Origin of the sequence: Schaalia turicensis ACS-279-V-Col4 (assembly GCF_000296505.1) — a bacterium.
Classification (GTDB): Bacteria; Actinomycetota; Actinomycetes; order Actinomycetales; family Actinomycetaceae; genus Pauljensenia; species Pauljensenia turicensis_A.
The window spans coordinates 580162-591738 of the sequence record NZ_JH815209.1 but is presented as its reverse complement, the minus strand read 5'-3'; the positions used below and the strand labels follow the sequence as shown (position 1 = coordinate 591738).

Annotated in this window: 11 protein-coding genes; all 11 read left to right on the top strand. The window is 59.2% G+C overall.

Features of this window, described 5'->3' with window-relative positions; translation table 11 throughout:
- Positions 1-46 precede the first annotated feature (46 nt).
- The 11 genes from HMPREF9241_RS06350 (at position 47) to tsaD (ending at position 11533) form a co-directional block, all read left to right on the top strand.
- The gene (locus HMPREF9241_RS06350) at positions 47-940 is read left to right on the top strand and encodes a GRP family sugar transporter (protein WP_006681463.1); all 894 of its coding nucleotides are present in this window, start codon (positions 47-49) and stop codon (positions 938-940) included.
- A gap of 180 nt (positions 941-1120) precedes the next feature.
- Positions 1121-2797, top strand: a complete 1677-nt coding sequence (locus HMPREF9241_RS06345) for a bifunctional ADP-dependent NAD(P)H-hydrate dehydratase/NAD(P)H-hydrate epimerase (RefSeq protein WP_006681462.1) — start codon at positions 1121-1123, stop codon at positions 2795-2797.
- Positions 2798-3025: 228 nt separating this feature from the next.
- Positions 3026-4285, top strand: coding sequence for an alanine racemase (gene alr / locus HMPREF9241_RS06340; RefSeq protein WP_006681461.1), 1260 nt, complete (start codon positions 3026-3028; stop codon positions 4283-4285).
- Positions 4282-4842 (top strand): tRNA (adenosine(37)-N6)-threonylcarbamoyltransferase complex ATPase subunit type 1 TsaE, encoded by a 561-nt coding sequence (gene tsaE / locus HMPREF9241_RS06335; RefSeq protein ID WP_006681460.1) that lies wholly within the window; start codon positions 4282-4284, stop codon positions 4840-4842. Before alr ends, tsaE begins: the two co-directional genes overlap by 4 nt.
- Positions 4843-4925: 83 nt before the next feature.
- Positions 4926-5621 carry a tRNA (adenosine(37)-N6)-threonylcarbamoyltransferase complex dimerization subunit type 1 TsaB gene (tsaB, locus tag HMPREF9241_RS06330; RefSeq protein ID WP_006681459.1) on the top strand — a complete coding sequence of 232 codons (696 nt, stop codon included), beginning with the start codon at positions 4926-4928 and terminating at the stop codon, positions 5619-5621.
- Complete coding sequence (rimI, locus tag HMPREF9241_RS06325) at positions 5618-6088, top strand: ribosomal protein S18-alanine N-acetyltransferase (protein ID WP_006681458.1); 471 nt, start codon at positions 5618-5620, stop codon at positions 6086-6088. The genes tsaB and rimI overlap by 4 nt, the downstream gene beginning before the upstream one ends.
- A gap of 322 nt (positions 6089-6410) precedes the next feature.
- Positions 6411-7112: a succinate dehydrogenase cytochrome b subunit gene (locus tag HMPREF9241_RS06320; protein ID WP_006681457.1), complete on the top strand. Its 702-nt coding sequence runs from the start codon at positions 6411-6413 to the stop codon at positions 7110-7112.
- Positions 7113-7127: 15 nt separating this feature from the next.
- On the top strand, positions 7128-9107 hold the full coding sequence (locus HMPREF9241_RS06315) for a fumarate reductase/succinate dehydrogenase flavoprotein subunit (RefSeq protein ID WP_006681456.1): 1980 nt from the start codon (positions 7128-7130) through the stop codon (positions 9105-9107).
- Complete coding sequence (locus HMPREF9241_RS06310) at positions 9104-9847, top strand: succinate dehydrogenase/fumarate reductase iron-sulfur subunit (protein ID WP_006681455.1); 744 nt, start codon at positions 9104-9106, stop codon at positions 9845-9847. The genes HMPREF9241_RS06315 and HMPREF9241_RS06310 overlap by 4 nt, the downstream gene beginning before the upstream one ends.
- A 284-nt stretch (positions 9848-10131) precedes the next feature.
- Positions 10132-10401, top strand: a complete 270-nt coding sequence (locus HMPREF9241_RS06305; RefSeq protein WP_006681454.1) for a hypothetical protein — start codon at positions 10132-10134, stop codon at positions 10399-10401.
- Positions 10402-10477: 76 nt separating this feature from the next.
- On the top strand, positions 10478-11533 hold the full coding sequence (gene tsaD / locus HMPREF9241_RS06300) for a tRNA (adenosine(37)-N6)-threonylcarbamoyltransferase complex transferase subunit TsaD (RefSeq protein ID WP_006681453.1): 1056 nt from the start codon (positions 10478-10480) through the stop codon (positions 11531-11533).
- The last annotated feature ends 44 nt before the right edge of the window (positions 11534-11577 follow it).

Sequence of the window (11577 nt, the reverse complement as noted above, 5' to 3'; positions counted from 1 at the left end):
GTATGCGAGCCCGGCCTCGTACACCAAAAACAGGATTGAGATTATCGTGATCGACATTCTCTGGGCGCTCGTTCCATCGATTTTGTTTGGCCTTCAAACCACCATCACCGGCGCGGTCAAGACAACTGACCAGCAGCGTGTTCTCGGTTTGACGATGGGTGGTTTTATTTTTGCGCTCGCAGTCACGCCCTTCCTTGGGGTTCAGTGGAATGTGCGCGATGTGATCGTCGCTTTTGTTACCGGATTGATTGTCGGCTGGGGTCTGGTGGACCAGGTCGCTGCTTTCAACGTGCTGGGTGTTTCGCGCACGATGCCGGTGTCGACGGGCGGGCAGTTGGCAGCGATCTCGCTGGGTGGTGTTCTTCTGTTCGGCGAATGGCGTCACGGTGGGGCGCTCCCGGTCGGTGCGACTGCGATTATCGTCCTCATTCTGGGTATTTGGTTCGTCTCACGCACCGAGGAAGGCTCCGATACGAAGAACCTGGATTGGGCGCGCGGAACGCGTTTGCTGATGACGTCGACCTTCGCTTTTTCGAGTTACGTGTTGATCGGTCGTGCCTTTGGGCTGGATGGTCCCTCGATCCTGTTGCCGCAGGCGACGGGCTACTTCCTTGTTGCCCTGATCGCGTACGCCGTTGACGCGCGCCGGAAGGGGGACGAGGCTCCGACGCTAGTGAGTCTCCCAATGGCGCAAATGACGGCACTCGGCCTGATGTGGGGTGCCGCCGTCGTCCTACTCCAGGTCGGCGCTGGACGCGTCGGTGTCGCGACCGGTTTCACTCTGTCGCAGCTGGGCATTCTGATTTCGACTCCTCTCGGTATCCTCTGGCTGGGTGAGCACCGCGCGGGTCGCGAACTGCGTTGGACTGTCATTGGTGTTGCGCTGGTTATCGTCGGCGCGGTGCTTGCGGGGGTCGCTAAGGGGCTCGACGCCGCCTGAGGCCTTTTCGTCCGCGCCTTGGCGCACATCCCCCGGTCTTATACCACCGCGCTTGTTCACCGTTTGGGGTGTATACGACCGCGCTTGTTCACCGTGCGGCACCAACCCCTGAGAGTGAAGAAACCGCGACAATCCGCGCAATAGGTTGATGCGTGCCCAAAGGGGTGACACTATCACTGCATGATCTTCGTGAACGATCGCGCGACTGCGCGTGCCATTGAGGCTGACTTTTTAGCGCGCCACACAGAAGCTGGAGATGGCGATCCGGATTGGTTAATGAAGCGAGCGGCACACGCAGTAGCTGAAGCCGTGACCGCGCTTGTTCACCGCGGCGATACCGCGCTTGTTCACCGTTCACCCGCCTTTTCACCCGGATGCGTTGAAAGCGATGATTGTCTGACGCTTCCTCGCGTGTGCGCGCTTGTTGGAGGCGGGGACAACGGAGGCGATGCCCTGTATGCGCTCGCCTACCTAGCTGAACAGGGGTTTTCCTGCTCGGCTCTGCTTCTTGCTCCGAAGTCTCATTCACGAGGCCGATCAGTTGCGCTTGAGGCAGGTGTGCAGATTCTTGATGCTTACGCGCTTGTTCAGGAAAAGCTTGCCGATCAGCAGGATCCAGCCGGTGGCGCTGACGGTGAACAAGCGCGGTCGAAGTTGTGGGCGCTCACTGACATTTCAAACATTGCTACGGCTTTGGAAGCTCCTATCTGGATCGATGGAATTCTTGGAATTGGCGCGTCAGGCGAGCTTCGGGAACCGACGCGCTCGTTCATCGAGGAGCTTGTCCAGCTTCAACAAGCGCGGGGAGTGAAGGTCGTCGCGGTCGACGTGCCTTCCGGGCAGTTCTCAGATGATGGGGAAGTGACTGGGCCAGTAGTGTCTGCGACAACGACCGTCACTATGGGATTGCTGAAGACACCACTCGTCCTTCCTCCCTCCGCCTATTACACGGGGACTCTGCAGTGTGTTCCGCTGGGTTTTAACGCCCAAGAATCAGATGTTCGAGTCGTGACCGACCAAGATGTTGCCCGCACTGTCATTCGCCCCGATTGGGCGGACCACAAGTACACGCGCGGAGTCGCAGGCTTGGTAGTCGGCTCAGAAACCTACCCCGGAGCAGGCGCTCTGAGTTGTCTGGGGGCCAGCTATTCCGGCGTGGGCATGGTGCGTCTGGATGCGCCCGATCAAGTCCTTGACTTGGTGTTGACGCTCGAGCCGGGGATCGTTGGTGTCGGTGGTCGAATCCAGGCGGGTCTGGTTGGTCCGGGAATGGATGATGATACGCGTGTGAACGCGCTCGAGCTGGCAAAGTTCTGCGTTGCCTCGCATCTTCCCCTGATTGTTGATGCGGGTGCGCTGTCCTTTGTCCGAGAAATGGCGACGGTGGGAGGATTGGAGCGGGTGCTCCTCACGCCTCACGCAGGCGAAGCCGAGGCTATGTTCAGCCAATGGGGCCAGAAGCGCCCTCGCTGGTGGGTTGAGCAGTGCCCGGTAGAGGCCGCACGTCTTCTTGCGAAGCTCAGTGGAGCAAATGTGCTGCTGAAAGGGGCCTCGTGCATTCTTTCAACACCGCAAGGCGAAATCGTTATTGTTCCGCGAGGGAGTGGCTGGGCCGGAGTCGCAGGAAGTGGCGATGTGCTGGCGGGCCTGCTCGCAGGCTTTGCGGCACAGTGGGGTGCGAAGAGTGAACGAGGCTCATCAACTACTTCGCTTGTTGAAGCTCTGGCTGCGGGCGCGCTTGTTCACGCGCGTGCTGGCGAACGCGCTGCGTCGAAGGTGAGTGTGAGTGGTGGCCCGGTGACCGCAATCCAGATTGCAAAATGCGTGTCGAGCGTGATCGGGGAGTTGCTCGCCTGATTTTTACCGCGCTTGTTCAGTGCTCCGTTTCAACAAATTGGTGCTGACGAGCTGTTTTCTTGAACAAGCGCAGTGCTGTTTGACGAGTAAACGGTGAACAAGCGCGGTGTTGTTTGACGAGTAAACGGTGAACAAGCGCGGTGGGAGACGCGTGAATCTGAAGGTGAACGCAACAATGATGACCCTCCGTAACGCGCGCTTGTTCACCGGTGCGATACTAGAAGCGTGATGAACGAAGAGTCTTCCGCTTTCGCCCAGTACCCGGCGCGCGCTGTCGTTGACCTCAGCGCCATTGCCGACAATCTGGCGGTGCTGAAACAATCTGCGCCGACGGCCATTCAGATGGCAGTTGTCAAGGCAGATGCCTACGGGCATGGAATTCTTCCCGTTGCGATGACTGCGCTTGAGGCAGGAGCTTCGTGGCTCGGTGTCGCGCAACTCGGTGAAGCACTCACTCTGCGATACGCGCTCGACGAAGCTGGAATAGCACGTGAGAAAGCGCCGATTCTGACGTGGATCGCCCCCTCGGGAGCTGACTGGGCGCAGGCGCTCGAAGCAGACTTGGATCTGTCGGTGTCCTGGACCTGGGTGCTGGCCCAGATCTGCGCGGCTGCACGCGAAACGGGTAAGAAGGCGCGCATTCACGTGAAGATCGATACGGGCATGTCGCGCGCGGGTTCGACGCTTGCGGATCTGCCGGCGCTTGCTTCGGCAGTGCGGATGGCCCGCGACGAGGGTCTTGTTGAGGTGATCGGCGCGTGGAGTCACCTGTCGCGCGCGGACGACCCCAGCGACGAGGGCAATGCATCGACCGCCTCGCATGTCCACATTTTCGAGGCCGGTTGCACAATTCTGGCGCAGGCTGGAATTAGGCCGGAACTTCGCCACCTGAGTGCCACATCAGGCATCCTCTGGCATCCCGAAGCGCACTACGACATGGTGCGCGCCGGCATCGGTATGTACGGACTGAGCCCCAACTCCGCCGTGGCGTCCGCATCTGACTTGGGGTTGCGTCCCGCGATGACCCTGCAAGCGCCACTGACCAGCGTCAAAGTAATCGAAGAGGACACCCCCGCTTCATATGGTGGCACGTGGCGTTCGCCCTCGAGGCGCTGGGTTGGTCTGGTGCCCCTCGGATATGCCGACGGTATTCTGCGCGCCGGATCGAACGGCGCTCCCGTCCTTGTTAACACGGATAGGGGTCCGATTCGCACGCATATTGTAGGCCGAGTGTGTATGGATCAGTTCATCATCGACCTTGGCCCAGCATCGGGGGAGGCGGGTCTGCCGACTGGCCGCACCGAGAATGCGCCCGCACAGGTTGGAGACGGCGTCATCCTTTTCGGTGACCCGGCCACCGGTGCGCCACTGGCTGACGAATGGGCAAGCCAAGCCGGCACCATCAACTACGAAATCGTTGCCCGCTTGGGCGAACGCATCCCGCGCCTCTATATTGGCGCGGCTCGACGTGAGGAGAACTGTTCATGACCGCTGAACCCCAGTCGTTGGTGTCTGCTTCCGCTGATGAAACGCGGTGCCTCGGGCGCGCCTTGGGTGAAAACCTGCGCGCCGGCGATCTCATCATGTTGCGTGGCGGTTTGGGCGCGGGTAAGACGACGTTCACTCAAGGCGTGGGTGAAGGAATCGGGGTACGAGGCCGTGTGGCATCCCCGACGTTCATCGTGGCCCGCGTTCACCCGAACCTCGGTGACGGTCCTGACTTGATCCACGCCGACGCCTATCGCATCCGCGACCTCGAAGACCTCGAAACCCTGGACCTCGATTCTTCTCTGGCAGAGTCCGTGACCGTCGTCGAATGGGGCGAAGGTAAGACGGAAGCCCTGTCTGATGAGCGCCTCGAAATTGATGTCACGCGCAAGACCGGTGGTGAAGCTGCCCACGACGGAGACGCGATCGACCTTGAAACGATGGATGACGGCGAGCGCACCATTACGCTCCACCCGCACGGCAACCGCTGGGACGGCGTTCTCGAAGCAGTCATGGCACGCGCCAGCGAACTGATTGCCACCTTGGACGAAGACTGATTGGCAAGCCCCGCGTTTCTTGGGATCGCCCGCTCCCGAAGCTCACATCGTGACTCGCTGATCCGACGAGTAGGATTACCCCTGTGATTGAACTGAGCCTTGATACCTCCGCCGCCACGATCGTTTCCGTCTTGAAAGACGGAACCGTGGTGGGACACGCTCACAACGAATCAACGCGTCACCACGCTGAATCGATCACCGAGCTTGTCCGCGAGACACTCGGTCAAGCCGGTCTGCCGGTCGAGGCGAAGGACGCTGGTATTGAACGCGTGTTGGTTGGTACGGGTCCTGCACCGTTTACCGGTCTGCGCGCGGGCCTCGTCTCCGCGCGAGTGTTTGCGCTCGCGGCAGGCGTGCCCGTCTACGGAGCCTCAAGCTTGGATGTCATTGCCCGCCAGGCACTCGACTTGCTTCCCCCGGACACCCACGTGTACGCCGTTTCTGATGCGCGCCGTAAGGAACTGTACTGGGGACACTACGTCGCAGAAGGTGCCGATGATGTGCGTCTGATCGGCCGCCTTGAGGTCGGCACGGCTCAGAGCCTGCTCAACTCGATGCGTGATGCGGACGGTCTGATCATCAGCGCGGGTGAACTTCCCGCTCACTCCGTCGACTGCCTTGCCCTCGCGGGTAAGGGGCCGATCGTTGATGGAGATCCGGCAGTTCTGTCGCGTATTGTTTCTGCTCGTTTGGCCAAGGGTGAAGAAGATCGCCTCGGCACCGAGCCGCTCTACCTGCGCCGTCCCGAGATTCACGGCCAGCCGATGGAGCGCATGTGACCGGCGTTCCGGTTGAGATCCATCAGGCAAAGCCGGGGGATGAAGAGATCCTGGTTGCGCTTGAAGAAGCTCTTTTCCCGGAGGACCCATGGACGTGGGGAATGATCGCCGACGAGCTGGCCTCCCCGTTTTCCACCTACTACCTGGCGGCCCTCCCAGATGGCCCTGACCTGCAGGTTGTCGGCTACGGGGGAGTGAAAGTGGTGGGCGATGGCGCCGACATTATGACAATCGGCGTTTTCCCCCATGTACGAGGCCAGGGCCTGGGTAAACAGATCCTCGACCTGCTGGTATCTCGCGCACGTGAAGCTGGAGCGGACTACGTGTTCCTTGAAGTTCGCGAGTCGAATGAAGCTGCACGACGCCTCTACGAACGCTCAGGTTTTATCGTCCTGGACCGCTTGAGGGGATATTTCAAGAATCCACTCGAAGACGGCATCGCCATGCGATTGGACCTGACGAACTGAAAGTGTGGGTGGCCTCGTCCCTTCAACGTCGAGCGTGACGGTGACGGAAGAGAGCACACAAGTAGGCGCGCACCTGCGTTTTACGACGGGTTTCTCAAAACTGTCATATGCCCGAAATTTGAAACAGGACGGTTAGGTAAAAGGCAGTCAACACCCGCCTGAAACATCTCTGTCGCACGCGTAACCAGCCTCCAAACCGCCAAGGAAGCCCCTAAGAATTTAGCTAAATTACGCGGAAAACTGAGCTGACAAAACGCTCATCTAGGACCAAGGGCGGACAACAGTCCTAAAACGCTTGAAGACGTGTGGATATTCTTGGGACATGGCCACTACAAATGTCGCAACGAAGAAGCGCCGCGCGTGGACCACCAGTGTTTTTATTAAGCAACTGATGGCCATCTCGGGCTTCATTTTCGTCTTCTTCCTGCTGTTCCACTCCTACGGCAACCTCAAGATGTTCCTCGGTCAGGAAGCGTATGACCATTACGCACACTGGCTGAAGGAAGAGGCTTTCGTGCCGATCTTCCCGCACGGCGGATTCATCTGGGTATTCCGCGCCGCGATGCTCCTGATGCTTGTCATCCACCTGTACGCAGCTGCATACACGTGGAAGCGTTCGCGTCGCGCACGTTCGACCCGCTACGTCGTGAAGAAGTCCGTTACCGATTCGTACGCCGCGCGCACCATGCGCATGTCCGGCGTTCTGATCCTGTTCCTCTTCATCTTCCACATCCTGCACTTCACGACCGGCACTGTCCGCACGGGCTTCACCGCTGATTCGACGCCTTACGAGCGCATGGTTGCATCGTTCAACTCGCCGCTGCTCGTCATCGTGTACGCAATCTTCGTCGGTCTTGCATGTATTCACGTTTCGCACGGCTTCTGGTCAATGTTCCAGACGCTCGGTTGGGTTCGCCCCGCGACTCGTAAGCCGATGATCGTCCTCTCCGGCCTCGTTGGCGCCATCATCTTCGTGATGTTCATGGCACCTCCGATCGCAATCGCCGCCGGATTCATCTCTTGAGGAAGCTGATTACTCATGACTGAAACCCTGATCAAGGGCCTCTACCGTGAAGGCGAGAAGATCGCTGACGCCAAGGCTCCTCTTGATGTGCCAATCGCCGAATGCTGGGAACAGCGTAAGTTCTCCGCCGCTCTGGTGAACCCGGCTAACCGTCGTAAGCTCCGTGTCATCATCGTAGGCAGTGGCCTTGCGGGTGGCGCTGCTGCCGCTTCGCTCGGCGAAATGGGCTACAACGTCGACGTGTTCTTCTACCAGGACTCCGCTCGTCGCGCGCACTCTATTGCTGCGCAGGGTGGTATCAACGCTGCGAAGAACTACCGCAACGACAATGACTCCGTCTACCGCCTCTTCTACGACACGGTTAAGGGTGGTGACTACCGCGCCCGCGAAACCAACGTCTACCGTCTGGCAGAGGTCAGCGCGAACATCATCGACCAGTGCGTCGCACAGGGCGTTCCGTTCGCGCGCGAATACGGTGGTCTGCTCGACAACCGCTCCTTCGGTGGTGTCCAGGTCTCCCGTACGTTCTACGCGCGTGGCCAGACAGGTCAGCAGCTCCTGATCGGCGCCTACCAGGCGCTGGAACGTCAGGTTGCAGCCGGCACGGTCAAGGAATACTCGCGCCACGAAATGGTTGAGATCATCGTTTCCGATGGTCGCGCCCGTGGCATCGTCGCCCGTGACATGGCAACCGGCAAGCTGGAAACCTACGTCGCTGACGCAGTTGTCCTGGCAACCGGTGGTTACGGCAACGTCTTCTTCCTGTCGACCAACGCGATGGGGTGTAACGCTACCGCAATCTGGCGCGCATACCGCAAGGGTGCCTACTTCGGTAATCCCTGCTTCACGCAGATCCACCCGACCTGCATCCCGCAGCACGGCGATCAGCAGTCGAAGCTGACCCTCATGTCGGAGTCTCTCCGTAACGACGGTCGTATTTGGGTTCCCAAGAAGGCTGAAGACTGCGAAAAGGACCCGCGTCAGATCCCCGAAGAGGATCGCGACTACTACCTGGAGCGCATCTACCCGTCCTTCGGCAACCTGGTTCCCCGCGATATTGCATCGCGTCAGGCAAAGAACATGTGTGACGAAGGTCGTGGCGTCGGCCCGAAGATCGCCGGCGTCGCCCGTGGCGTCTACCTCGACTTCGCCGATGCGATCGAGCGCATGGGTGTGGCCGCCGTCTCTGCGAAGTACGGCAACCTGTTCGATATGTACGAGCGCATTACGGGCGACAACCCCTACGAGGTGCCGATGCGCATCTACCCGGCAGTCCACTACACCATGGGCGGGCTGTGGGTTGACTACGATCTCGAGTCCAACCTTCCCGGTCTGTACGTTGCTGGCGAAGCAAACTTCTCCGACCACGGCGCCAACCGCCTGGGTGCATCCGCGCTCATGCAGGGGCTGTCGGACGGCTACTTCGTCCTGCCGAACACAATCAACGATTACCTCTCCAAGTGCTTCAATCTGCCGAAGTTGGACGAATCGTCCGCTGACGTTGTCGAAGCTCTCTCGATGGCTCAGAAGCGCATCGACACCCTGATGTCGATCAACGGTTCCCGATCGGTTGATTCCTTCCACAAGGAACTCGGCCACATCATGTGGGAATACTGCGGTATGGAGCGCACCGAGGAAGGCCTGAAGAAGGCAATCGGTATGATTCGCGAACTTCGCAAAGAGTACTGGCAGAACGTTCGCGTTCCCGGCAAATCCATTGGTGAACTCAACCAGTCCCTCGAAAAGGCTGGTCGCGTTGCCGACTTCATGGAGCTTGGTGAACTCATGTGCATCGACGCTCTTCACCGCGAGGAATCCTGTGGCGGCCACTTCCGCGCCGAGTCACAGACCCCCGAAGGTGAAGCGCTTCGTGATGACGACAAGTTCCTGTACGTCGCCGCGTGGGAGTGGGGTGGCGAAGACCAGCCACCGATCCTCCACAAGGAAGACCTCATTTACAACAACATCGAGCTGAAGCAGCGGAGCTACAAGTGAACCTGACACTGAAGATCTGGCGCCAAGATGGTCCCGAGGACCGTGGCGCGATGCACGAGTACCAGGTGAAGGGAATCTCCGAGGAGTCGTCCTTCCTTGAAATGCTCGACGTCCTCAATGAGGAACTCTTCGCACGTGGTGAAGAACCCATCGCATTCGATTCTGACTGCCGTGAAGGCATCTGCGGTCAGTGTGGCATTGTCATCAACGGCATTGCTCACGGCCCAGAGGTCACCACGACCTGCCAGCTTCACATGCGTACTTTCCATGACGGTGACACCATCACCATTGAGCCGTGGCGTGCAGAAGCATTCCCGGTCATCAAGGACCTGGTTGTCAACCGTTCCGCACTGGACCGCATCATCCAGGCTGGTGGCTATATTTCGGTCAACACCGGTGCGGCCCCGGATGCTCACGCAACCCCGGTCCCGAAGCAGGACGCAGACCGCGCATTCGAAGCGGCTGCATGCATCGGCTGTGGCGCTTGCGTGGCAGCCTGCCCGAACGCTTCGGCGATGCTGTTCACCTCGGCTAAGGTGACACACCTCCAGCTTCTGCCCCAGGGCAAGCCGGAGAACTACAAGCGCGTTGTCAACATGCTCAACCAGATGGATGAAGAGGGCTTCGGCTCCTGCACCAACATCGGTGAGTGTGCTGCGGTCTGCCCGAAGCAGATCCCGCTTGACGTCATCTCCACGCTGAACCGTCAGCTCGGAAAGGCTGCCCTCAAGGGCGTCTGATCCGGCTTGTGGCCTTCGCGGGGTCCCGGTGGTTTACCACCGGGACCCCGCGTTTGTTTCTCCATCTTCCTTGCCCTATATCCGTCTTCCCTGACCGCGCTTGTTCACCGTTTCGCCTCCAAGTAATACCGCGCTTGTTCACCATCGGGCGCTCAGAATTACACATTAAGTCTGGAAGCATCGGCCCATCTCGCCGACTGCTCAATGCAGAAGAGGCTAGAGTAAGAGCAGATAAAACTGCTGGTCAGCGCCATAGTTCGGCGTCGATGCGGAAGGTGATTTCAATGGAGAAATTCGACGAAACAGGCCCGAACACTCACACTCGTCGCTACAGGGTTTCATCATCGGTTGCTATCGGAGCAATGATTGTCTTCGCGATTCTGTCGATCCTGCTTCTGTCCGGCTTGATGTTCGGCTCGGATGCAATCAAGGTCATCGCGGATAAAGCACTCCCCTGGTCGCTTCTTGCCTTCGCCGTTGCATGTGTTGCGATGATCGTTGCCAACAAGCGGACTCCGCTGAAGGATGATGACCCCGTAGAAAACTCACAGTGATGGCGGTCCGTGCCACGGCGCGGATGTCACACATTTGGATTCACGGCCTCGTTCTTTGCCGGCATAAACTGGAAGGGTGAAGGAACCACTCATCCTCGGAATCGAATCCACCTGCGACGAAACTGGCATTGGTCTTGTGCGCGGGTGCGAACTGCTCGTCGACCGCACGGCCACATCGATGGATCAGTATGCCCGCTACGGTGGTATCATCCCAGAAATTGCGTCGCGCGCTCACCTTGAATCGTTTATCCCAACCTTGAATGCGGCGCTTGATGAAGCTGGCGTGACGCTTGATGACGTGGATGCGATTGCTGTTGCTGGTGGTCCGGGCCTCGTTGGTTCTTTGACGGTCGGTATTTGTGCTGCGAAGGCGCTTGCCTCGTCCCTTGGTAAGCCCCTGTACGGTGTGAACCACGTGATCGGCCATCTTGCTGTCGATAAGCTTGCTGACGGCCCGCTCCCTGAGCGCTTTATCGGTCTGGTTGTTTCCGGTGGTCACTCGAATATTTTGCTGGTTAACGACATTGCAACCGACGTTCAAGAACTGGGTGGCACGCTTGACGATGCTGCCGGCGAAGCCTTCGATAAGGTTGGACGCCTGCTCAATCTGCCTTACCCGGGTGGGCCGCACGTCGATCGGCTCTCCCAGGCTGGCGACGTGAATGCCATTAAGTTCCCGCGCGGTTTGTCCGGTGGCAAGGATAAAGAGCGTCACAAGTACGATTTCAGCTTTTCCGGTCTGAAGACCGCTGTTGCTCGCTACATAGAGGGTACCGAGGCTCGCGGTGAAGCTGTGAACCCTGAAGACGTGTGCGCAGGCTTCTCTGAGGCAGTGAATGACTCTCTGACCGCTAAAGCAGTGCGCGCGGCGTTGGACACGGGGTGCCAGACGATCGTTGTGGGTGGCGGTTTTTCTGCGAACTCTCGTCTGCGTGCGCTTCTTGCTGAGCGTGCTGAGGCTTCTGGGCTTGAGGTTCGCCTGCCCCCGTTGCGTTTCTGCACGGATAACGGTGCGCAGATCGCTGCGATGGGGTCGGAGCTTGTTCGCGCAGGTGTTGCTCCGTCGGATTGGAATTTCTCGCCAGATTCGGGCATGCCTCTGACGCAGACGTCAATGTTGCCTAGTGCCTGATCTTCCTCTTTGCTATCGGTTGCGCCTAATCACCACCGCGCTTG